Annotated in this window: 15 protein-coding genes; 8 read left to right on the top strand and 7 right to left on the bottom strand. The window is 73.4% G+C overall.

Translation table 11 applies throughout. The annotated features are described in order from the left end of the window. Positions 1-43: 43 nt before the first annotated feature. Positions 44-1,570 carry an aminopeptidase P family protein gene (locus ITJ48_RS10275; protein ID WP_194613608.1) on the bottom strand — a complete coding sequence of 509 codons (1,527 nt, stop codon included), beginning with the start codon at positions 1,568-1,570 and terminating at the stop codon, positions 44-46. 47 nt (positions 1,571-1,617) lie between these two features. Continuing rightward, positions 1,618-2,646, bottom strand: coding sequence for an endonuclease/exonuclease/phosphatase family protein (locus ITJ48_RS10270; protein ID WP_194613607.1), 1,029 nt, complete (start codon positions 2,644-2,646; stop codon positions 1,618-1,620). Positions 2,647-2,731: 85 nt separating this feature from the next. On the opposite strand from ITJ48_RS10270, the gene ITJ48_RS10265 reads away from it, so the two are divergent. Beyond that, the gene (locus ITJ48_RS10265; RefSeq protein ID WP_194613606.1) at positions 2,732-3,586 is read left to right on the top strand and encodes a PHP domain-containing protein; all 855 of its coding nucleotides are present in this window, start codon (positions 2,732-2,734) and stop codon (positions 3,584-3,586) included. 121 nt (positions 3,587-3,707) lie between these two features. On the opposite strand, the gene ITJ48_RS10260 is transcribed toward ITJ48_RS10265, so the two are convergent. After that, positions 3,708-5,174 (bottom strand): DEAD/DEAH box helicase, encoded by a 1,467-nt coding sequence (locus tag ITJ48_RS10260; RefSeq protein ID WP_194613605.1) that lies wholly within the window; start codon positions 5,172-5,174, stop codon positions 3,708-3,710. Between the two features lie 87 nt (positions 5,175-5,261). Here ITJ48_RS10260 and ITJ48_RS10255 point away from each other — a divergent pair, with 87 nt between their 5' ends. Then, positions 5,262-5,981, top strand: a complete 720-nt coding sequence (locus ITJ48_RS10255) for a ferritin-like fold-containing protein (RefSeq protein ID WP_370544875.1) — start codon at positions 5,262-5,264, stop codon at positions 5,979-5,981. Between the two features lie 38 nt (positions 5,982-6,019). Here ITJ48_RS10255 and ITJ48_RS10250 read toward each other — a convergent pair whose 3' ends face one another. Both ITJ48_RS10250 and ITJ48_RS10245 read right to left on the bottom strand, forming a co-directional pair. Beyond that, positions 6,020-6,310 carry a hypothetical protein gene (locus tag ITJ48_RS10250; RefSeq protein WP_194613604.1) on the bottom strand — a complete coding sequence of 97 codons (291 nt, stop codon included), beginning with the start codon at positions 6,308-6,310 and terminating at the stop codon, positions 6,020-6,022. 1 nt (position 6,311) lies between these two features. Continuing rightward, positions 6,312-6,536: a DUF3107 domain-containing protein gene (locus ITJ48_RS10245; protein ID WP_123548145.1), complete on the bottom strand. Its 225-nt coding sequence runs from the start codon at positions 6,534-6,536 to the stop codon at positions 6,312-6,314. Positions 6,537-6,657: 121 nt separating this feature from the next. Here ITJ48_RS10245 and ITJ48_RS10240 point away from each other — a divergent pair, with 121 nt between their 5' ends. Both ITJ48_RS10240 and ITJ48_RS10235 read left to right on the top strand, forming a co-directional pair. Beyond that, positions 6,658-9,846: an ATP-dependent DNA helicase gene (locus tag ITJ48_RS10240; protein WP_194613603.1), complete on the top strand. Its 3,189-nt coding sequence runs from the start codon at positions 6,658-6,660 to the stop codon at positions 9,844-9,846. Beyond that, positions 9,843-13,124, top strand: a complete 3,282-nt coding sequence (locus tag ITJ48_RS10235; protein ID WP_370544874.1) for a UvrD-helicase domain-containing protein — start codon at positions 9,843-9,845, stop codon at positions 13,122-13,124. The genes ITJ48_RS10240 and ITJ48_RS10235 overlap by 4 nt, the downstream gene beginning before the upstream one ends. Positions 13,125-13,219: 95 nt before the next feature. Here the strand turns inward: ITJ48_RS10235 and ITJ48_RS10230 are convergent, their stop codons facing one another. Then, positions 13,220-14,215, bottom strand: coding sequence for a phosphotransferase (locus ITJ48_RS10230; RefSeq protein ID WP_194613602.1), 996 nt, complete (start codon positions 14,213-14,215; stop codon positions 13,220-13,222). Between the two features lie 74 nt (positions 14,216-14,289). Between ITJ48_RS10230 and nudC the strand changes: the two genes are divergently transcribed. Both nudC and ITJ48_RS10220 read left to right on the top strand, forming a co-directional pair. Then, on the top strand, positions 14,290-15,222 hold the full coding sequence (gene nudC / locus ITJ48_RS10225; RefSeq protein ID WP_194613601.1) for an NAD(+) diphosphatase: 933 nt from the start codon (positions 14,290-14,292) through the stop codon (positions 15,220-15,222). Continuing rightward, a complete protein-coding gene (locus ITJ48_RS10220) occupies positions 15,219-16,931 on the top strand; it encodes an ATP-dependent helicase (protein WP_194613600.1) in 1,713 nt (570 codons plus the stop codon). Before nudC ends, ITJ48_RS10220 begins: the two co-directional genes overlap by 4 nt. 896 nt (positions 16,932-17,827) lie before the next feature. Here the strand turns inward: ITJ48_RS10220 and ITJ48_RS10215 are convergent. Beyond that, entirely contained in the window at positions 17,828-19,204 is a 1,377-nt protein-coding gene (locus tag ITJ48_RS10215) for a zinc-dependent metalloprotease (RefSeq protein ID WP_192041165.1), read from the bottom strand. A 99-nt stretch (positions 19,205-19,303) separates the two neighbouring features. Between ITJ48_RS10215 and ITJ48_RS10210 the strand changes: the two genes are divergently transcribed. Next, the gene (locus ITJ48_RS10210) at positions 19,304-20,413 is read left to right on the top strand and encodes a PDZ domain-containing protein (RefSeq protein ID WP_370544873.1); all 1,110 of its coding nucleotides are present in this window, start codon (positions 19,304-19,306) and stop codon (positions 20,411-20,413) included. 167 nt (positions 20,414-20,580) lie between these two features. Next, entirely contained in the window at positions 20,581-23,487 is a 2,907-nt protein-coding gene (locus ITJ48_RS10205) for a UPF0182 family protein (RefSeq protein ID WP_370544872.1), read from the top strand. The last annotated feature ends 154 nt before the right edge of the window (positions 23,488-23,641 follow it).

Below are 23,641 nucleotides of genomic sequence, written 5' to 3'. Positions count from 1 at the left end.
CGTGGGTGCTGAGGGGACCGGGGCTCTTCCCGTGGGTGCGGTGCTACGGGCGGGCGATCCAGGCCTCGACGTCCGCGACCGTGCGCGGGATGCCGACCGAGAGGTTCTCGGCACCGTCGGCCGTCACGAGGATGTCGTCCTCGATCCGGACGCCGACGCCGCGGAACTCCTCGGGCACGGTGAGGTCGTCGGGCTGGAAGTACAGCCCGGGCTCGATGGTGAACACCATGCCGGGCTCGAGGACGCCGTCGAGGTAGAGGTCGCGGCGCGCCGCGGCGCAGTCGTGCACGTCCATGCCGAGGTGGTGGCTCGTGCCGTGCACCATGTAGCGGCGGTGGTACTGGTGGTCGGGCTCGAGGCTCTCCGCGGCGCTCACGGGCAGGAAGCCCCACTCGGCGGTGCGCTCGGCGATGACCTGCATCGCGGCGGCGTGGATCTCGCGGAACGCGATGCCGGGGCGCACGATGGCGAACGCGGCGTCGGCGGCCTCGAGCACGGCCTCGTAGACGAGTCGCTGCACGTCGCTGAAGCGGCCCGACACCGGCAGCGTCCGGGTGATGTCGGCGGTGTAGAGGCTGTCGAGCTCGATGCCGGCGTCGATCAGGATGAGGTCGCCGTCGGCGACCGGGCCGTCGTTGCGGGTCCAGTGCAGCACGCAGGCGTGGTCGCCGGAGGCCGCGATGGTGTCGTAGCCCACCGTGTTGCCGTCGGCCCGGGCGCGACGGTTGAAGGTGCCCTCGACGAGGCGCTCGCCACGAGGGTGGGCGACGATGTCGTCGAAGTCCGCGATGACGTCCGAGAAGCCGCGGCCGGTGACGGCGACCGCCTGCCGCATCTGCGCCACCTCCCACGCGTCCTTGACGAGGCGCAGCTCGCTCGCGTCGCGGGCCAGGACGTCGACGGCTGCGGCGGACGTCGGGTCGGCGTCGGTCGCGTCCGCGCCCGTCGCGTCCGTGCCCGTCGCGTCCGTGCCGGCGGAGTCGACGGCGGCCGCGACGACGGCGTCGACGCGGGCGGTCAGCTCGGGGTCGGCCTCGCGGAGCACGAGGGTGGCGCCGGTCGACGAGGCGACGACGGCGTCCAGCTCGGCGAGCTCACGCGTGGAGAGGTCGAGGTCGGCGCCGACCTGCGCGAGCGAGGGGCGAGGTCCCGTCCAGAACTCGCCGATCTCGGGGTCGGCGTAGAACTCGTCCGACTCGCGACCTGCGCTGGCGCGGAAGTACAACGTGGCCTCGTGTCCGTCGCCGGCGGGCTCCAGGACGAGCACCGAGCCGGGCACGGTGGCGGAGCCCCAGCCGGTCAGGTGCGCGAAGGCGGAGTGCGCCCGGAACGGGTAGTCGCAGTCGTTCGAGCGGACCTTGGCGCGCCCGGCCGGGACGACGAGGCGCTCGCCGCGGTGCAGCTCCGACAGGCGGGCCCGACGGGCGGCGGCGAACGCGGCCTCCTCGCGCGCCGCCGGCATCACCTCGTCACGATCGGCCCACTGGGACGAGATGTAGTCCTTGAACGAGTCCGAGCGGGGGGTGGTCGATCGGTTCGTGGTGGCACGGGGTGCCTTCTGTGCGTCCATGCCGCCATTGTCCCGCGAAGTCGCGGGCCGTCCAACCCGGTGCGGGGTCACGCGCCCGTCATGGTGAGCTGCGCGACGACGGGGCGGTGGTCGCTGCCGGCCTCGTCCCGGTCGGTGACGACCTTGTAGCCGGTCGGCATCCAGGAACGCGTCGCGAGGACGTGGTCGATGGGGGTGCCGAGCAGCGGCGGGAGATCGGTCGGCCAGGTGCCCAGGCCCGCGTTCGCGGTCGTCACCCCGACGTCGCGGCACCGGCCGAGGGCGCCGCCCGCGGTCCCGAGACCGGCCATGTGGTCGAGGGTCGCGTTGAAGTCGCCCGCCATGATGACGTTCCCGTCCGTGCAGGCGTCCGCGAGGTACCGGAGGCCCGCCTCCCACGGGTCCATCTGCGCGGTCGTGGGGGCGACGGGGTGGGCGGCGACGATGGTCGGCCCCGTCCCCGAGACCGGTGTGGCGACCACGGAGGGCATGAGCGGCGTCGTCTCGACGGCCGAGCCGTCGTCGGCCACCGCGACGGTGTACTCGCCGAGGCCGCCCGCGATGAGGAGGGAGGTCGGCGTCGACCCGCCCACGGTCGGGTACTCGACCGTCTTGACCGTCATGGGCAGGCCTGCGGCGCCCATGGCCTCGGCCACCGCCGTCGCGACGTCGGCGCCGGTCTCGGGGAGGCTGACGATCTCCGCGCCCTCCTCGACGGCCAGGGCGGCGATGACGTCGGCGCCCGGGGCGCCCCCCTCGGTGTTCCACACGACGACCGTCAGGTCGGTCGGGAGCGCCTCGACGAAGTCGTCGCGGCCGAGGCCCCTGGCGGCGGCCACGCCGATCGACACGGCCCCGAAGACGAGCAGCAGCACCCCGAGGGAGGCGGCGATCGACCGGAGCGGGCGAGCCGCGATCCCGACGACGAAGAGGACCACGGCCAGCGCTCCGGCGACGGCTGCTGCCGCCCCGCGGAACGAGACCAGCTGGGCGACGGGCCACGTCCGCTGGAGGTCGAGCTGCTGCGGCCAGAGCACGACGAACAGGGCGGCGGCGACCGCGAGGACGAGGACGAAGGCGACGAGACGACGGATCATGGCGGGACCGAGCATAGGCGACCGCCCGTCCGGTGCAGGGAGGACGCTCGGGCGGGCCGGAGCAGGGTCGGCCTACGATGAGGGGATGCCCCACCGCCCGATCGACCTGCACACCCACAGCAGCGTCTCGGACGGCACGGAGACCCCCGCCGAGCTCGTGGCCGCGGCCGTCTCGGCGGACCTCGCCGTCGTGGCCCTGACGGACCACGACTCGACGGCCGGCTGGGCGGAGGCCACCCGGGCCGTCGCGGGGACCGGCCTCACGCTCGTCCCGGGCATGGAGATGAGCACGAGGCTCGGCATGAACAGCGTGCACATGCTGGCCTACCTGTTCGACCCCGAGGACGCCGCCCTCGTCGCCGAGACGGCACGCCTGCGCGACAGCCGGCTGCACCGCGCCGAGCGCATCGTCGAGCGGATCGCGGCGGACTACGACGTGAGCTGGGCCGACGTCCTGGCCCAGTCGACGCCGGGCGCGACCCTGGGGCGACCCCACATCGCGGACGCCCTCGTCGCCGCGGGCCTCGCGCCCGACCGCAGCGCGGCCTTCGCCGGCATCCTGCACTGGCGCTCCGGCTACTACGAGCCGCACGAGGCGCCCAGCCCGATCGACGCGATCCGGCTCATCCGAGCAGCCGGCGGGGTCCCCGTGATCGCCCACCCGGCGACGCGCGGGCGCGACACGAACATCTCGGCGCGCTCGTTCGAGCAGCTCGTCGAGGCGGGCCTGCTGGGCGTCGAGGTACGGCACCGGGAGAACACGGAGGCGGGCGCCGAGCGCCTGCTCGAGCTCGCGGCCCGGCACGATCTCATCACGACCGGGTCGAGCGACTACCACGGGACGGGCAAGCCCAACCGGCTGGGGGAGAACAGCACCGACCCCGAGCAGCTGGCGCGCATCGTCGACGCCGCGACCGGCTGGCGGCCCGTCGAGGGCTGATCGTCCCGAGGTGCGCCGGGGGACGCGATCGGTCCATCGGTCCGTCCGTCGAGCGGGCTCGGCGACGACGGAGGCCCCGCACCGTGACGGTGCGGGGCCTCTCGGGTCGACCGGGGCCGGTCTACGACGCGGGGGCGTCGCCGGCCGGGCGGCGACGCCGCGTGCGGCTGCGACGACGAGGGGCCTCGCCGTCGCCCGCGGGCGCTGCCGTGGGGGCCTCGGTCGGAGCCTGGTCGCGGCGGGGCGCCTGGTCGCGTCGCGACGACTGCTCGCCGCCGCGGCGACCGGAGTCGCCCTCGCCGCCGCGACGACCGGAGTCGCCCTCGGCCCCGCGCGACCGGCTGCGCGAGCCGGGGTTGCGCTCGCGGGCCGTGGCGGCGCCTCCCTCGACGGCTGCCTTGGGGGCCGACTTGAGGCGGCCCTTGGTGCCGGCGGGGATGTCGAGGTCCTCGAAGAGGTGCGGGCTCGACGAGTAGGTCTCGACGGGCTCGGGCTGGCCCATGTCGAGGGCACGGTTGATGAGGGCCCACTTGTGCAGGTCGTCCCAGTCGACGAACGTGACCGCGATGCCGGTCTTGCCCGCACGGCCCGTCCGGCCGGCGCGGTGCAGGTACGTGTCGTGGTCGTCGGGGACCGTGTGGTTGATCACGTGCGTCACGTCGTTGACGTCGATGCCGCGCGCCGCGACGTCGGTCGCGATCAGGATGTCCTTCTTGCCGGCCTTGAAGGCCGCCATCGCGCGCTCGCGCTGCTCCTGGTTGAGGTCGCCGTGCACGGCGGCGGCGTTGAAGCCGCGGTCGTTCAGCTCTTCGACCAGCTTCGCGGCGGCGCGCTTGGTGCGGGTGAAGACGACGGTCTTGCCGCGGCCCTCGGCCTGCAGGATGCGCGCGATGACCTCGTCCTTGTCGAGCGAGTGGGCGCGGTAGACGACGTGCTTGATGTTCGCCTGCGTCAGGCCCTCGTCGGGGTCGGTGGCGCGGATGTGGATCGGCTTCGTCATGAAGCGGCGGGCCAGCGCCACGATCGGGCCGGGCATCGTCGCCGAGAACAACATGGTGTGGCGCGTCGCCGGCACCTGCTGGAAGATCTTCTCGATGTCGCTGAGGAACCCGAGGTCGAGCATCTTGTCGGCCTCGTCGAGCACGACTTCCTGCACGCCCTTCAGGTCGAGGAGGCGCTGGCCGGCGAGGTCGAGGAGGCGCCCGGGGGTGCCCACCACGATCTGCGCGCCGGCCTTGAGCTGCTCGACCTGGCCCTCGTAGGCCTTGCCGCCGTAGATGCTGACGACCTTGGTGTCGCGGTTCGACGTCGCCACCTCGAGGTCCTCGGCGACCTGGACGCAGAGCTCGCGGGTCGGGACGACGACGAGCACCTTGACCCCGGGCTCGGGCGAGAGGCCGATGCGCTGGACGATGGGGAGGCCGAAGCCGAGGGTCTTGCCGGTGCCCGTCTTCGCCTGGCCGATGATGTCCTGGCCGGAGAGCGCGAGCGGGATGGTCTGGGTCTGGATGGGGAACGGTTCGAGGATCCCCTTCGCAGCCAGTGCGTCGACCATGTCCTGGTCGATCTGAAGATCGGTGAAAGTCACGTAGTTGCCCTGTCTCATGTGTAGGCGGATCGCGGACAGTTTAGCCCGTCGTGCGGCCGCGACCCCCGGACCCCGTAAGCTTGCGGCGTGGTGTCATGGAAGGGCCGGAGGTCTCAGCGCGGCGTCCCGTCCATCCAGTGGCCGCGGCCCGCCTCCAGAGCCGTGCCCGTGAACCGGGTCGAGCTCGGCGACTTCACCCCCGACCTCGACGTCTACCTCGGTCAGGCCGCCTACCTCGAGCTGTCGCTCTTCGAGGGCCTCGGCCGTGCCGCGGAGTCCGCCCCGCACGTGCGCGCGCAGCGGATGACCGCCCGCGTGGCCGGCAGCACCCTCGACCGGCACCGGGGCCTGCTCGCCGAGATCGAGCGCACCGGAGGCGACCCGACGGTCTCGATGGAGCCCCACCGACACGCCGTGGACGAGTTCCGTCGACGCACCGAGGGCGCGGACTGGCACGAGGCGATCCTCGCCTCCTACGTCGCCGCCGGCCTGCTCAACGACGTCTTCGTCCGACTGGCCGCGGGCCTGACCGCCGACCACCGCGAGCGCATCGTGCGGGTGCTGGAGGCGGGCGACGACGAGGCCGCCATCGTGGCGGAGCTCTCGACGGCCATCGAGGACGACCCGCAGCTCGCCTCGCGCCTCGCCCTCTGGGGCCGTCGTCTCGTCGGCGACACCTTGCTCGTGGCCCGTGCGGCGATCTCCGCCTCGCACGAGTCGGCCGACGACGAGCGGCTCGAGCCGGTCTTCACCGAGCTCGTGGCAGCGCACACGCGCCGGATGGACGCTCTGGGCCTGACGGCCTGACGGCCTGACGGCACCGCGGTGCCGGGCGGCTCGCGTCGTCAGCCCCGCAGGAGGCGGGCGAGCAGGTCGCCGTCGCGGCGCCTCCGCACCGTCGCCGTGACGCGGCAGACCGCGATCGCCGCGACGCCGGACAGCACCAGCGCCACCACCCAGATCCAGCCGCCGTCCGCCCTGAGGCCCGCCAGGAGGAGGACCTGCCAGGCGACGGCCGCGACGGACGCCGCAGCCGCGGGAGCCAGGAGCACCCCGCGGGTGTCGTGCGCCGGCAGGGCGAAGTGCGCGACGAAGCCGAGCAGCGCGCCGCCGAGCACGACGAACAGGAGCTCCATGTCAGCTGACGAAGCCGACGCGGCGGTTCTCGTCGGAGCCGACCTCGACGTAGGCGAGGGAGGCGGTGGGCACGAGGTAGGTCTTGCCCTTCGAGCCGGCGAGGGTGACGTACGTCTTGCTGCCGTCGAGGGCGTCGGCGACGATCGCCTCGACCTCGGCCGCGGTCTGCGACGTCTCGAAGCTGATCTCACGGGGGCTGTTGGTGATGCCGATGCGAATGTCCACGTCGTCACGATATCCGACCGGGCCGGGCGCGGTCTGACGCGTTCACCGAGAGCGCAAGTGCGAGGGCACGGGCCGCCGGGGCCGACAGCCGGTGTCGGCGGCAGCCGCTAGCGTCGAGAGCATGGTCACGACCTCCTTCCGCCCGGTCTCGGGCACCGACCTTCGGTCGGCGGTCGAGCTGGACGCGTCCCAGCGGGCGGTGCTCGACCTGCCCGACGGCGTCTCCGCCGCGGTGATCGGGGCCCCGGGCACCGGCAAGACGACCGCCCTCGTCGAGTTCGTCGCCGACCGGCTCGAGACCCGCGGCTGGGCGCCCGGCTCCGTGACGGCGCTGACTCCGTCCCGCACGACGGCCACGCGCCTCCGTGACGTCCTGGCCGCCCGGCTCGACGTGCCCACCCCCGGTCCCCTCGCGCGCACCGTCTCGTCCCTCGCCTTCGACGTGGTCGGCCACGCCGCCCGTCTCGCCGGCGCCGAGCCGCCGGCGCTCCTGACCGGCGGGGACCACGACTCGGTCGTCCGATCGATGCTCGAGGGCCACGAGGCCGACGGCACGGGCCCTCGGTGGCCCGACGTCCTCGGCCCCCGCGTCCGCGTGCTGCGGGGGTTCCGCACCGAGCTGCGCGAGGTGATGATGCGCGCGACCGAGCAGGGGCTGTCGCCCGACGACCTGCGTCGGCTCTCCACGGCACGTGACCGGCCCGAGTGGGCCGCCGTCGCCGACTTCGTCGACGAGTACCGCGGCGTCGTCGACGCCCTGCCGGGTCGCCGACTCGACTCGGCCGAGCTCGTCGACTGGGCCGTGGCGGCGCTCGACCGCGGCGAGACCGCACCGGTCGTCGACGGCCTCCGCGCCGTGCTCGTCGACGACGCCCAGGAGGCCACCGAGTCCACCGTCGCCCTGCTCCGCGCCCTGGCGCGCCGCGGGGTCGCCGTGATCGCGCTCGGCGATCCCGACCTGGCCACGAGCGCGTTCCGCGGCGGCAGCCCCGACGTGCTCGGCCGGCTCGGGCAGCGGCTCGGCCTGCCCGACGCGCGGACGCTGTGGCTGTCGACCGCGCACCGGCACGACCCGCCGCTCCGCGAGCTCGTGCAGCGGGTCACCGCGCGCATCGGCACGGCCGGCGCCGGGCGTCAGCACGCCGCCGAGCCCGGACGGCCCGCGGCGGGGACACCGGGCACTCCGGGCGCGCCCGACGCTCGTCCGGAGGGGCAGCCGGGCCGTGACGTCCCTCCCGTGCTCTCCGTCCAGGCCGACAGCCCCGCCCACGAGCTCTCGACCGTGGCGCGGGTGCTGCGCGAGCACCACCTCGTCTCGGGCGTCCCGTGGTCGAGCATGATGGTCGTCGTCCGCAGCGGCGGCCAGGTGCCCGGCGTCGCCCGCGGCCTCCAGCTGGCCGACGTCCCCACGCGCACCTCGGCGGCGGGCCGTGCGGTCCGCGACGAGCACGGGGCACGACACCTCCTGCTGGCCGCCTCCGTGGCCGTCGGACGGGACGAGCTCACGGCCGACCTCGCCTCCGAGCTCCTGCTCGGCCCGCTAGCGGGCTTCGACGCGTTGTCCCTGCGCCGCCTCCGGCTCGCCCTGCGGGCGGACGAGCTCGCGGGGGGAGGCGCGCGCTCCGCCGACGCCCTGCTCGTCGAGGCGCTCGCCGGGCCGGGACGCTTCGCGACGATCGACTCGCGACCGGCTGCCCGGGCGGGCCGGTTCGCGGCCAGTCTCGACGGGGCACGTCGCGAGGCCGCGGCAGGCGCCAGCATCGAGGAAGTCCTCTGGGGGCTGTGGGACAGGAGCGGCCTCGCGCGCGAGTGGAGCGCCCGCGCCGCGGGCCGGGGCATCGTGGCGGCCGAGGCCGACCGGCACCTCGACGGGGTGGTCGCGCTGTTCACGGCCGCGAAGCGGTTCGTCGAGCGCACCCCCGAGGCCCCCGCCGTCGGGTTCCTCGACGCCCTGCTCGGCGCCGAGGTCCCCGAGGACACCCTCTCGCCGCAGGCGTCCGCCGAGTCGGTGCTCGTCTGCACCCCGTCCGCCGCGGTGGGCCTCGAGGTGGACGTCGTCGTGGCAGCCCGCCTGCAGGACGGCGTGTGGCCGAACCTCCGGGTGCGCGGCGCCCTGCTCGGCCCCGACGACCTGGTCGAGGCGGCGCAGGCGGGCGAGGGACCCGACCAGGGGCCGACCCCGGTCGACGCCCGTGCCGCGGTGCGCAGCGACGAGCTGCGCATGTTCGCGCTCACGGTCTCGCGAGCGCGTCGCCAGGTCGTCCTCTCCTGCACCTCCGACGACGACGAGGGGCCGTCGGTCTTCTTCCGGCTGCTGCCGACCGACGCGCCGTCGCCGTCCGGGGGGCACCCCCTGTCGCTCCGCGGGCTCGTGGGGCACCTGCGGCACGTCGTGGTCGAGTCGACCCACCAGGGCCGCGTGGAGTCGGCGACGGCGGGCCTCGCCCGCCTCGCCGCGGCCGGCGTCGCCGGGGCGCACCCGGGCGAGTGGTACGGCCTCGCCGAGCCGAGCACGTCGGCACCCCTGGTCGACCTCTCCGAGCCCGAGGCCCACGTCGCGGTCTCGCCCTCCCAGCTCGGCTCGTTCGAGGAGTGCCCGCTGCACTGGTTCGTCGACCGGTTCGGCGGGTCGGCGCCCAACGCCTCGATGGGCATCGGCACGGTCCTCCACTCCGTGATGGAGCACGCGCTCGACACCGACGTCGAGGCCCTGTGGGACGCGGTCGAGGAGCGCTGGGACGAGCTCGACTTCGAGTCGCCCTGGATCGCCGAGGCCGAGAAGCGCCGAGCCCGACAGATGACCGAGAGCCTCGCCTCCTACCTGCGCGACTTCGCGCAGTCGGGCGGCGAGCTGATCGGCGCGGAGTCGACCTTCACCCTCGACACCGGCCCGGCGCGCCTCCGTGGCTCGATCGACCGGGTCGAGCGCACCCGCGACGGCGCCGCGGTCATCGTCGACCTCAAGACCGGGCGGGCCGCCCCGACGTCGTCTGCGGCCATCGCCGCCCACCCGCAGCTCGGCAGCTACCAGCTCGCCCTCGCCGACGGCGTGGTCGAGAGCGTGCCGGAGGGGACGCCGCCGGGCGGAGCGAAGCTCGTCGTCGTGTCCTCTGGCGTGCGGGGCAAGCTCTACCGGGAGCCCGCCCAGGCCGCCTTCGACGCCGAGATGCTCCAGGAGTTCCGCGACCGCGTCGAGACCGCGGCCGAGGGCATGGCGGGGCAGGTCTTCCTGGCCCGCCTCGACGAGCACTGCGAGGGCAGGACCGGCGGCTCCTGCCGCATCCACGTCGTCGGCGAGGTCAGCTCGTGAGCCTGTCGGCGGTCGACGTCGCGGTGCGCCTCGGCCTGCCCGAGCCGACGCCCGAGCAGCAGGCCGTGATCGAGGCGCCGCTCGTGCCCGCCCTCGTGGTCGCGGGCGCCGGCAGCGGCAAGACCGAGACCATGGCCAACCGGGTCGTCTGGCTGCTCGCCAACGGCCACGTCGAGGTCTCGCAGGTGCTCGGCCTGACCTTCACGCGCAAGGCCGCCGGCGAGCTGGGCGAGCGCATCGAGAAGCGCATCCGCCAGCTCGGCGAGGCGGGGCTGCTGGGCGACGACCCCGACCCGTTCGACGTCCCCACCGTGTCGACGTACAACGCCTTCGCCAACGGGGTGTTCCGCGACGACGCCCTCCGCGTGGGTCGCGAGCCCGAGTCGCAGGTGCTCGGCGAGGCCTCGGCCTGGCAGATGGCGCGGTCGCTGGTCGTCGCGAGCCGCGACGAGCGCCTCGCCGGGCTCGGACGCAGCGTCGACTCCTTGACGGAGGCGGTGCTCCGGCTGAGCCACGCCCTCAGCGAGAACGTGGCCGACGGCGACGACGTGCTCCGTCTCAGCGACCGGTTCCTCGACCTCGCGGGCCTGCCCTCGACCAAGGGGTCGGCCTACAAGTCGGTCACCGACGCGGTCGCCGCGGTGTCGGCGCTGCCGCCGCTCGTGGCGCTCGCCGAGCAGTTCGCCGACGAGAAGGCGCGTCGGGGCCTCGTCGAGTACTCCGACCAGGTGGCGCTCGCCCTCGACGTCTGCGACACGGCCCCCGAGGTCGTCGACGCGATGCGCGCGCGCTTCCGCGTCGTGCTCCTCGACGAGTACCAGGACACGAGCGTCGTGCAGACGCGCCTGCTGTCGCGCCTGTTCGCCACCACGGGCGTGATGGCGGTCGGCGACCCGCACCAGTCCATCTACGGCTTCCGGGGCGCCTCCGCGGCGAACCTCGGCCGGTTCCCCGTCGACTTCGGCGCCGAGCCCGACGCCGTTTACAGCCTCTCGACGAGCTGGCGCAACTCCCGAGGCGTGCTCGACGCCGCCAACGTCGTGGTGGCCGAGCTGGCGGCGGCGTCCGAGGTGCCGGTCGGCGAGCTGCGAGCCCGGCCCACGGCCCCCGACGGCCGGGTCGAGACGCTCTTCGAGCAGACCCTGCCGGCCGAGGCGGACCAGGTCGCGGCCTGGTTCGCCCGCGAGCTCGCCGACCCGCCCGTCGTCGACGGCGTCCCGTCGCCGCGCACGGCGGCGCTGCTCTTCCGGTCCAAGAAGACGATGCCCGCCTTCGTCGAGGCGCTCGCCGAGCGCGGGGTGCCCTACCGGGTGCTCGGCGTCGGCGGGCTCCTGCAGCGCCCCGAGGTCGTCGACCTGGTGTCCTGCCTCCGGGTGCTCCACGACCCCTCGGCCGGGTCCGAGCTCATCCGGCTCATGACGGGTGCGCGCTGGCGGATCGGCCTGCACGACGTCGCGGCGCTCCGGTCCGTCGCCTCCTGGCTGTTCGCCCACGACCACGCGCAGCAGGTGCTGGGCGACGAGGTCGCCGCGGGCTTCCGTGCGTCCGTGGCCGTGGGCGAGCACGGCTCCCTGGTCGACGCGCTCGACTTCGTGGCCACGGCTCCCGACGGGCACGGACAACTGCGCGGGTTGAGCGACGAGGGCCTCGCCCGGATGCGGCGGCTGGGCTCGCAGCTGGCGTTCCTGCGCGGGCGCACGGGCCTCGACCTGGTCGACCTCGTGACGCTGGTGCAGCAGGAGATGCTGCTCGACGTCGAGGTCGCGGCCGCCACGGGGCAGGGCCACGGCGGCGCGTGGCTGCAGGCCTTCGAGGACGAGCTGACGGGCTACGTCGCGGCGGACGAGAACGCCGCCCTCGGCGGATTCCTCTCCTGGCTGGCTGCGGCCGAGCGGCGTGACGACATGGGGCCGAGGTCGGACGACGGCGAGCCCGGCACCGTCCAGCTGCTCACCGTGCACGGCTCCAAGGGCCTCGAGTGGGACCTCGTCGCCGTCCCGCGCCTCGTCGAGGGCGAGCTGCCCGGCACGTCGCGCGAGGGCGTCGGCTGGCTCGGCTTCGGCGAGCTGCCCTACGAGTTCCGCGGCGACGCCGCCGAGCTGCCGGACCTCGCCTGGCGGTCCGTCGACGACCAGAAGGAGTTCGACCAGCGACTCGCGGCCTTCAAGGACGACCTCCGGCGTCGGCACCTCTCCGAGGAGAGGCGCCTCGCGTACGTCGCCTTCACCCGGGCGAAGGAGGCCCTGCTGCTCAGCGGGTCGTTCTGGTCGTCGACCGTGAAGCCCCGGCAGCCGAGCAGGTACCTGGCCGAGCTCGTGGAGGCGGGCCTCGTCCCGGCCGAGGCGGTGCCGGCCGAGCCCGACGACGAGTCCGATCCTCTCGCCCAGTCGTCGCGCGAGCTGGTCTGGCCCGTCGACCCGCTGGGCCCGAGGCGCGCACGGGTCGAGCGCGCCGCGGTGCGGGTCGGGCGCACCCTCCGAGCCCGCGAGTCGGCGGAGTCCGGCACGGGCGAGGTGGTCGACGCCGCGGCCCGGCGACGGGAGGACGTGGGGCCCTGGGCCGACGACATCGACCTCCTCCTGCTCGAGCGGGAGGCCGTCCGTCGGCGGGCCGGCAGCATCGACCTGCCGCAGCGCATCCCGGCGTCCCGCTTCAAGGACTACGTCAGCGACCCCTCCGGCGTCGCCTCGTCCCTCCGGCGTCCGCTGCCGGAGCGCCCCTACCGGGCGACGCGCCTCGGCACCCTGTTCCACGAGTGGGTCGAGCAGCGCTACCGGCCGACCGGCCGCGCCGAGCTGCTCGACGCGTGGGGTCTCGAGCTCGACCTCGACGACGACGAGGAGCGAGGCGGGAACGGACTCGTCGATCCCGACGACGCGCGCCGTCTCGTCGAGCTCCAGGCCACCTTCGAGCAGTCTCCCTGGGCCCGGCTCGAGCCGGTCGAGGTCGAGCTCGAGGTGCACCTGCCGCTCGGCCGTCGGACGGTCATCTGCAAGATCGACGCCGTCTTCGAGCGGGAGGGGCGCCTCCAGGTGGTCGACTGGAAGACCGGTCGAGCCCCGACGGACGACGCGGACCTCGAGCTGCGCCAGCTGCAGCTCGCCCTCTACCGAGAGGCGTACTCGGCGTTCCGAGGCGTTCCGGCGGACGACATCGACGCGGCCTTCTACTTCGTGGCGGACGACGTCGTGGTCGAGCCCCGGCACATCGCGGACAGGGACGAGCTCGCGGCTCTCTGGGACGCGGTGGAGGCGGGGACGGGGAGCCAGGCCGAGTAGCCCGCCGCCCAGGCGCAGGCGCGACGGGCAGCTCGGTCGAGCCGAGGGTCAGCCCGAGCGGTCTCAGCCGGTCCGGCCGTCAGCCCGAGCGGGTCTCAGCCGTGCCGGCGCTCGGTGGTCGAGAGCAGTTCCTCGACGCCGTCGAGGTCGAGCGCGGCCGTCGAGTCCGACGAGATCGACACCCCCTCGGGAGACTGCAGCCGGTCGACCAGGGCGGCCATCATGCCGACGGCGTCGTCGACGACGGCCGTGTTCTTCGTGGCGGTGCCGTGCAGCAGCCACTTCGCCGTGTCGAGCTCGCGGTAGAGGGTGGCGCGGCGTCGGAGCTGGTGGTCGCTCGTGCCTCGGGCGTCGTTGTAGGCCGCGAAGGCGGAGTCGACGGCCTCGGGGCCGGCGCCGAGCAGCCAGGCGAGGTCGCGGGCGGGGTCGCCGACCTGCAGGTCGTGCCAGCCCAGGACCCCGGTGACAGCGCCGTCCACGACGAGGAAGGACGCCGCGTCGAGGGAGCCGTTGACGACGGTGGGCTGGAACTGCCACAGCACGTGGTCCTGGATCGCCGCCTCCCACCGCTCGAGCAGCGCGGCGGGCAGCAGCCGGGTGGAGGCGGCGCGGTCGACGAGCGAGGCCGTCGAGCGCATGGCCTCGAACGGCGTGTGGCTCGTGAGCCCGGCGTCGGTGACGAAGCTGGTCGGCAGGGCGTGGATCGCGGCCACGCCTCGGCCGAGGGCCGTGGGCAGGCCGGATCCGCCGGTCACCTGGGCCGTGCGGAGGTGCGTGCCCGCGATGAAGTCGTAGACGATCCCGCGGGTCCGGCCGACGGGGGCCTGGCCACGGTAGGCCGGGACGGCGAAGGGCAGACGCCCGCGGACGCCCGCGCTGAGGGCCCGGAGGGCGACCAGGTCGGCGGACTGCTGTGCCTCGGCGCGCTGCGACCGCGGGACGCGGACGATGAGCTCGTCACCGGTCCCGGTCGTGAGCAGCGCGGAGTCGACGTCGCCGGTCGGGGAGCCGTGCGGGGAGGTCGTGCGCACGTCGAGGTCGGCGACGGCGGCCGTGGCCAACGCGGCTAGAGTGAGGTGAGATCTGGCCATGCCCTCAGGGTAGGCCGCAGTGTCCGGTGCTCCGCCGTTCGCCACGCTGTCAACTCGCGATGATTGGTCGTCCGATGTCCTCGCCGCTCACGTCCCGGCTGCCCCTCGCCCGACACCAGGTCGACCGCGACTACCTCACTCGAGAGAGGCCCGACGCGATCCGCGAGCTCCTGGCTGCGGCGGGCACGCGCGTGCTCCCGGTGTGGGGCACCCGCCTGCTGATGGCGGGCGGCGACCGCCTCGCGCTGCTGCCCCCGAGCGAGGTCCCCGAGGCGGGCGGCTACCTGTACCTCGGACGGTCCCTCGACCCGGACGCCGCCGAGCCGGTGGGCACGCCCCTCGTCGCCGCGCTCCTCGACGACGAGGCCTCGGCCCGGCTGTCGGCGAGCGACGACGACTGGGGCAGCGTCCGCATGTTCGGCACCCGGCTGAGCGACCGGGACGCCGGCCTGGCCGTCGAGGCGGTGGCACTCGCGAACTGGCACGACTCGCACCGGTTCTCGCCCCGCACCGGTCGTCCCCTCGTCCGAGACAAGGCAGGGTGGGTCGGTCGCGACGCCGACGACGGCCACGAGGTCTTCCCCCGGACCGACCCGGCGATCATCGTGGGCGTGACGGACGCCGAGGACCGCCTCCTGCTCGGCTCGAACGCGCTGTGGGAGTCCAACCGCTGGTCGCTGCTGGCGGGCTTCGTCGAGCCGGGTGAGTCCCTCGAGCACGCGGTCCAGCGCGAGATCTTCGAGGAGAGCGGCGTCAAGGTCGTCGACCCGCGCTACGTGGGGTCGCAGCCCTGGCCCTTCCCCGCCAGCCTCATGCTCGGCTTCACGGCGCGCGTCGACGTCGACGACCCGGGCACCCTCGAGCCCGACGGGGCCGAGATCCTCGACCTGCGCTGGTTCAGCCGCGACGAGCTGGCCGCCTCGCTCGGCGAGGTCCTCCTGCCCGGCCGCACCTCCATCGCACGCGCCATCATCGAGGACTGGTTCGGCGCCGAGCTCGACCAGTGAGCGACGCCGCGTCGCTGATCGCGGGCCTCGACGAGCAACAGCGCGAGGCGGCCCGGCGGCTGCTCGGCCCCGTCTGCCTGCTGGCGGGGGCCGGCACGGGCAAGACCAGGGCGATCACCCACCGGATCGCCTACGGCGTCGCCACCGGCGTGTACGCGCCCGGGCGCGTCATGGCCCTCACGTTCACGTCGCGTGCCGCGGCCGAGCTCCGGGGGCGCCTCCGCCAGCTCGGTGCGGGCGGGGTCTCGGCTCGCACCTTCCACGCCTCGGCCCTGTCGCAGCTGTCGTACTTCTGGCCCCAGACCATGGGCGGGCAGATGCCGCGGCTGATCGACAGCAAGGGGAAGCTCCTGGCCCACGCGGCCGAGCGCGTGGGCCTCAAGCTGGACACGGCGTCGCTGCGCGACACGGCGGGCGAGATCGAGTGGCGCAAGGTGTCGCGGCTGACGGTGGAGCAGTACGCCGTGAAGGCGCACTCGCGGAACCTGCCACAGGCGCTCACCGTCGAGAAGGCCGTCGACCTGCACCGTGCCTACGAGGACATCAAGGACGAGCGCCGGCAGCTCGACTTCGAGGACGTCCTCCTCGCGACCGTCGGCATGATGCAGCTCGAGCCCCGCGTCGCGCAGCAGGTCCGGGAGCAGTACCGCTTCTTCGTCGTCGACGAGTACCAGGACGTCTCCCCGCTGCAGCAGGAGCTGCTCGAGCTCTGGCTCGGCGACCGCAACGACCTCTGCGTCGTGGGCGACGCGAGCCAGACGATCTACTCGTTCGCCGGGGCCTCGGCCGACTACCTCCTGGGCTTCGGCTCGCGCTACGACGACGCGACCGTGGTCCGGCTCGAGCAGAACTACCGGTCGTCGCGCCAGATCGTCGACACGGCGAACCAGCTGATGCGGGGCCGGCCCGGCGCGCTGCACCTCCACCCGGCGGTCGAGTCGACGGGGCCCGTGCCGCCCGTCGTCCAGTACCCGACCGACATGGCCGAGGCCCGTGGCGTCGCGCAGACGATCGCCGACGAGATCCGCAGCGGGGTCGCGCCGGAGGAGATCGCGGTGCTCTACCGGGTCAACGTGCAGGCGGCGGCGCTCGAGCGCGCCCTGGCCGACGTCGGCGTCTCGACGCGGATCCACGGGGCCACCCGGTTCTTCGACCTCCGCGAGGTCAAGGAGGCGGTGATGATGCTCAAGGGAGCATCGGTCAGCATCATCGGCGAGCCCCTCTTCAAGACGGTCAGCGACGTGCTGCGCTCCCTCGGCTGGACGCAGGAGGCGCCGGAGCAGCGGGGCGCCCTCCGCGACCGCTGGGAGTCGCTGAACGCCCTGATGGGCCTCGCCGAGGCCTCGTCGGAGGGGACGACCCTGGTGCAGTTCGTCGAGGAGCTGCTGGCGAGGCAGGCCGGGCAGCACGAGCCGACGATGGCCGCGGTCACCCTCGCCACGCTGCACTCGGCCAAGGGCCTCGAGTGGCGGAGCGTCTACCTGATCGGCCTCAGCGAGGGGCTCGTGCCGATCAGCTACGCGCAGGGCCTCGAGGCCGTCGACGAGGAGCGTCGTCTGCTCTACGTCGGCATCACCCGGGCGCGGGAGCGCCTGCGTCTCTCGTGGGCGCCGAGCGGCCAGGGCCGGGGCGGCGAGCGTCGACCGAGCCGGTTCCTGGAGGAGCTCCGCACCCGCAGTCGGGATGGGGCCGCACGACCGACGAACTGACCTCGTAGCTGTCGAGGTCGATGCGGACGACCTCTGCCGGAGGGGAGCCGCCGACGCGGCGCTCGCCGTCGTCGTCGCCCGCCCCGTCGCCGCCGTCGAGGGACGTCCTCGTCTCGAGGACGCGACGGACGGTCCGGACCGCGGCCTCCCGGAGGACGAGCAGGGGAGGCGCGACGACGGGGCGCGCCGCCAGCTGCCCCGCGATGGCCGGCCATGCACGGTCGCGGTCGCCGTCGTGGAGGTGCAGGCACCGCGCGCACGCCGTCACCCCGGGGACGACGACCGGTCCGACGCGGACCGAGCGGTCGCCGACGCGCACGAGGACGTGCGGCACGTCCCGGCGCAGCCACTCGGACACGACGACGGGGTCGAGGACGAGGCCGCCGACGGCGACGCCGACGGGCTGTCGCGCCTCGTCGCCCGGCCCCGGCGTCGAGACGGCCGAGTCGCCGTCCTCGAGGAGCACGCCGAGGCCGCACGACTCGAGCAGGCGCCCCACCTCGTCGGCCAGCGCCCCGCGCCCCGCGAGCCGGACGACCGGGCGGGGCAGGGGAGTGCGCCGCGCCGGGGGGCCGGGGAGGACGACGGACCCGAGCTGCCGCACGAGGTCGACGGCCTCGGACCTGTCGCAGCCCACCTGGACCACCACCGCCGAGATGCCCCCGGCCCCGAGGCCGGCCGAGACGGCGGCCAGGAACTCCGCCTGCCCGGTCGTCACCCGGTCGACGACCGCGTGGACCTTCTCGACCCCGATCTGGAGGGACGACGGATCACGCCAGACGACGGGAGCGCGGGCAGGGAGACGGAGCGGCGAGGGGCGGGGCACCTGACGAGACTGGACCACGCCGTCCGGCCCCGCGGGGTTGTCCACAGGAGCTCGGGCGCCGCCGTGGACCTCAGGGGGCGGGGGAGGAGCCGGGCTCGTCGGCCGAGCCGTCCTCCGCCTCGCGGGGGCGGTCGTCGCTCGTGTCGTTCAGCAGGTCCTCGATGGCCTGGTCGACGTCGTCGAACGCCGGCTCGTCCGACGTGAGCCGGGCGATCAGCGCCTGGGGGTCGTCGACGTCCGCGCTCGTGGGCACGATGTCAGGGTGCGACCAGAGGGCGTCGCGCTGCTCGGCGCCCACAGCCTCCGAGACGGCCGACCACATGGCCGCGGCCTCGCGCAGTCGACGGGGTCGCAGCTCGAGGCCGACGAGCGTCGAGAAGGCCGACTCGGCCGGCCCGCCCGCCGCCCGACGACGGCGCACCGTCTCGGCGATGGCGGCGGAGCGGGGGAGGCGCGCGGTGGCCTGGGCGGTGACCACGTCGACCCAGCCCTCGATCAGGGCGAGGGTCGTCTCCAGCCGACCGAGCGCGGCGAGCTGCTCGTCGGTCTTCGGGGGGATCAGCGCGCCGCTCGCCAGCGCGTCGCGCAGCTCGCCCGGGTCGGACGGGTCGAAGTCGACCGCCAGCTCCTCGAGCCGGGCGGTGTCGATCCGGATGCCCTGGGCGAACTCGCGGATGGACGAGATGAGGTGGAGCCGCAGCCACCGAGCGTGCCGGAACAGGCGAGCGTGGGCCAGCTCGCGCACGGCGAGGTAGAGCTGCACCTGGTCGGTCTCGATGTCGAGGCCCTCGCCGAAGGCGGCGACGTTCTGCGGCACGAGGGCGGCCTGCTGGTCGTCGAGGAGGGGGATGCCGACGTCGCCGCCCGACACGACCTCGGTCGAGAGCTGGCCCACGACCTGGCCGAGCTGCATCGCGAAGAGCGTGCCGCCGACGCTGCGCATCACCTGGCTGGCACCCGCGAGCAGCTGCTGCATCTCTTCGGGGGCCTGCTCGCGGAGGACGTTCGTCAGGGAGTCGGCGATGGACTCGGCGACCGGCTCGGCGAGCTGGGTCCACACCGGCATCGAGAGCCGTGCCCACTCGGCGCGTGTCAGCAGGCGAGGCGCCACCGTGAGCTCGGACACGAAGGTGACGTCGTCGAGCCAGAGGGCCGCGACGTGGAACGCCTGCTCGAGGGCCCGCTCGTCGGCCGGGCTGGTCGCGACGGCGGACTGCGTGCCCACGGAGGCGGCCTGGTCGGTCGCGACCGACCAGTCGATGCCGTCGCCGCTGCGGGCCACGGCGGACTGCAGCTGGCTCATCAGCTGGGCCACGAAGGCCGGGTCGTTCGGCAGCCCCGCGGCACCCGCGAGCTGCGACGGATCGATCTCGGAGTCGCCGGACAGGAACTGGCGGAGCATGTCGCGGAACTCGTCCTCAGGCTCGCGCTGCGGATCATCGGTCATGGTGGCTACGCTAGCTCGTGGCCCCAGGAACAGCCTGGATCTCGGCCGATGCCCCAGGGTCCTTCGCTGCGCCCGTGGCGAACAGCGAGAGGAACACCCGTGGCCTTGTTCACGCCCCCGACCCGAGCCGCCACGGCCGGTCGCCGCTCCGGCCGTCTCGGCTGGTCCCTCCTGGGCGTCGCCCTCGTCTCCGGCCTCGCACTCACCTTCATCCCCTCGCCGTACCTGATCGAGCAGCCCGGCCCCGTCTTCGACACCCTGGGCACCGCCGAGTACGAGGGCGAGGACGCCCCCCTCATCACCGTCGACGGTGCGGAGACCTACCCGACGGCAGGCTCCCTCGACCTGCTCACGGTCAGCGTCCAGGGCAACGAGTCGGTCCGTCCGAGCTGGATCGAGGTCGTCGGCTCCTGGTTCTCCCCGAGCCGGGCCGTCGTGCCCGTCGAGGCGATCTACCCCTCCGGCGTCTCGAACGAGCAGGTCGACGAGCAGAACGCCGTCGACATGCAGAACTCCCAGAAGTCGGCGGTCGCCGCGGCGCTGGTGCACGAGGGCTACGAGGTCCCGAGCACCGTCACGGTCAGCGAGGTCTCGCCCGGCGGGCCGTCGGAGGGCGTCCTCGAGGAGGGAGACGTCCTCGTGAGCGTCAACGGCCAGGACCTGACGACGAACGGCGACGTCGACGCCCTGCGCTCGATCGTGGCCGACAACGGGGCCACGTCCCCGGCGGAGGTGGTGGTCGAGCGGTCGGGCCAGCGCGAGACCGAGCGGATCACCCCCCAGGAGGTGCAGGGCACCTCCCTGCTGGGGGTCGGGGTGAGCGTCGACTACACGTTCCCCTTCGACGTCACCCTCCGCCTCGACAAGGTGGGCGGCCCCAGCGCCGGCATGATGTTCGCCCTCGGCATCATCGACAAGACGACGCCCGGCGAGCTCAACGGCGGCGAGCGGGTCGCGGGCACCGGCACGATCACCGCCTCCGGCACGGTCGGCCCGATCGGCGGCATCCGCCAGAAGCTCTACGGCGCGCGCGACGCCGGCGCCACCGTGTTCCTCGCGCCGAGCTCGAACTGCGACGAGGTCGTCGGCCACGTGCCGGACGGGCTCGACGTCTACTCGGTCGCGACCCTCGACGACGCGGTCACGGCGCTCGAGACCGTGGCCGACGGAGGCGACACCGGGGCCCTGCCCACCTGCTCGGCGCAGTAGGCGCGGGGAGGCGCGTCCAGCTCCCTCATGGACGCGTCGCGGACGATGGGCGGGCTCGCAGCCTGTTCGGGAGCGGCCCCCGTAGGATGGCCGTCCACGTCCCCTGATCCAGGAGCAACCACTTGACGTCACCTGCATCGTCGCGACCCGTACGACGCTCGCCCCGATTGCCCGTCCTGGTGACGGTGGCGGTCCTCGCCGCCCTGGTCATCGCCTTCTTCATCTTCTCGTCGCTGCTGACGGACTACCTCTGGTACGACCAGCTGGGCTTCGCCAACGTGCTGACGACCCAGTGGCTGGCCGGGGCGGCGATGTTCTTCGTCGGCTTCGTGGCCATGGCCGTGCCGGTGTGGGTGAGCATCGAGGTCGCGTTCCGGTTCCGGCCGGTCTACGCCAAGCTCAACTCGCAGCTCGACCGCTACCAGCAGGTCATCGAGCCGCTGCGCCGTGTCGTCGTCATCGGCGTGCCCGTGGTCCTCGGCCTCTTCGCCGGCATCGCCACGTCCACCAACTGGCAGACGACCCTGCAGTGGCTCAACCGGACGCCCTTCGGCCAGACCGACCCCCAGTTCGGCCTCGACGTGGGCTTCTACGTGTTCGAGCTGCCCTTCTACCAGGGCGTCGTCGGCTTCGCCTCGGCGGTCGTGCTGATCAGCGGCATCGCCGCCCTCGCCACGAGCTACCTGTACGGCGCGCTCCGCTTCTCGGGCCGTGACGTCCGCATCTCACGGGTCGCGCGGATCCAGCTGGCCGTGACCGCCGCCGTCTACCTGCTGCTCCAGGGCGTCAGCCTGTGGCTCGACCAGTACGCCACGCTCTCCGACGGCACCAACAAGCTCATCACGGGCGCCACCTACACCGACGTCGCGGCCGGCATCCCCGGCAAGCAGATCCTCGCGCTCGCCGCGGCGGTCGTCGCCGTGCTGTTCGTCGTGACCGCGATCATCGGACGCTGGCGCCTGTCGGTCATCGGCACGGCCGCGCTGATCATCATCAGCATCATCGTCGGCGGCATCTACCCGTGGATCGTCCAGCGGTTCCAGGTCGAGCCCAGCGAGCGCACCGTCGAGTCGACGTACATCGACCGGAACATCCAGGCCACTCGGGACGCGTACGGCGTCTCCGACGTCGAGGAGCAGCCGTACGACGCCGTGTCCGATGCCGAGGCGGGAGCCCTGGCGGGCGACGCGGTCACGACGGCCAACATCCGCATCATCGACCCGGCCCTCGTCACCGACGCCTTCGCCCAGCTGCAGCAGTACCGCCAGTACTACAGCTTCCCCGAGCAGCTCTCCGTCGACCGCTACACGATCGACGGAGCGACCCAGGACACGGTGATCGCCGTGCGCGAGCTCAACACCGACCAGCTCGGCAGCTCGGCCACGCCCTACAACACGACGTTCGTCTACACGCACGGCTACGGCGTCGTCGCGGCCTACGGCAACCAGCGCTCGGCCGACGGCCAGCCCGTGTTCCTCGAGTCGGGCATCCCCGTCAACGGTGCGCTCGGCGACGCGGACGAGTACGAGCCGCGGATCTACTTCGGCCAGGAGTCGCCCGCCTACTCGATCGTGGGCGGCGAGGGAGGCGACGACATCGAGCTCGACTACCCCTCCGGCAGCAACGACAACGGCACGAACCAGACGACGACCTTCAGCGGCGACGGAGGGCCCAAGCTCGACAGCGCCTTCAAGAAGCTCATCTACGCCATCAAGTTCCAGTCCGAGCAGGTCTTCCTGTCCGACGCCGTCAACGACGGCTCGCAGATCCTCTACGACCGTGACCCGGCGCAGCGGGTGCAGAAGGTGGCTCCTTACCTGACCATCGACAGCGCGCCGTACCCGGCCGTGGTCGACGGCAAGGTCAAGTGGATCGTCGACGCCTACACGACGACGCGCGAGTACCCGTACTCGAAGCCGCAGGCCCTGTCCGACGCGATCGCCGACACCTACACCGAGCGTCCCGTCTACGCGTCGAACGAGATCAACTACATCCGCAACTCGGTCAAGGCGACGGTCGACGCCTACGACGGGTCGGTCGACCTCTACGCCTGGGACACCGAGGACCCGATCCTCAAGACCTGGGAGAAGATCTTCCCGTCGACGGTGAGCCCGCTCAGCGACATGAGCGTCGAGCTCATGCAGCACGTCCGCTACCCGCAGGACATGTTCAAGGTGCAGCGTGCCATCCTCGGCACGTACCACGTCACCGACGCCGACTCGTTCTACTCGAGCGACGACGCGTGGGTCACGCCCAACGAGCCGACGAGCAACGCGGCCAGCCCGCCGCTGCAGCCGCCGTACTACCTGACGCTGCAGCTGCCCGACCAGGACCCGGCCTTCTCCATCTACTCGACGTACATCCCGCAGCAGTCGGGCGAGAACGCGAGGAACGTGCTGACCGGGTACTTGGCCGCCAACGCGGACGCCGGTTCGACACCGGGGGAGATCTCGGAGAACTACGGGAAGCTCTCGCTGCTGACCCTGCCGAAGACCGACACGGTGCCCGGCCCCGGACAGGTGCAGAACAACTTCAACACCGACACGGCGGTCGCGAACCAGCTGGCGCTCCTCACCCGAGGAGACACGAGCGTCGTGCGGGGCAACCTGCTCACGCTCCCCGTCGGCGGCGGCCTGCTCTACGTGCAGCCGATCTACGTGAAGTCCAACTCCGAGACGTCGTACCCGGTGCTGCAGAAGGTGCTGGTCTCGTTCGGCGAGAAGATCGCCTTCGAGGACACCCTGAACGGCGCGCTCGACTCGCTCTTCGGCGGCAACTCAGGTGCCGTGGCCGGAGACGACGCCGTGCCCGAGACCGACGACGGCACGTCGACCGACACCGGGGGCGACACGGGCACCGACTCGGGGACGACCGACCCGGGCACGGCGACGCCGGCTCCGGACGCGGGCACCGACACGGGCAACTCGGCGTTGAACGCCGCCCTGGCCGATGCTCAGTCCGCCCTGGACGACCGTGCTGCGGCGTACGCGTCGAACGACCTGGTGGCGGCGGCCGAGGCCGACCAGCGCCTCCAGACCGCCCTCGAGGACGCGGTGGCCGCCAGCGGCCAGTGACGTCCTGACCTGACGGCGACGGCCGCTCCTCGACTCGTCGAGGGGCGGCCGTCGCCGTCTCCGGAGGCGCACCGCGAGTGATCAGGACCGTCCGGCGGCACCTCCCGCGGCCTCGATTTGTGGAGCGTCAGATGCCGTGATAAGTTTCTTCTCG

This window comes from Frigoribacterium sp. VKM Ac-2530, assembly GCF_015350835.1.
Taxonomy (GTDB): domain Bacteria; phylum Actinomycetota; class Actinomycetes; order Actinomycetales; family Microbacteriaceae; genus Frigoribacterium.
This window is presented reverse-complemented; position numbering and strand designations above follow the sequence as displayed.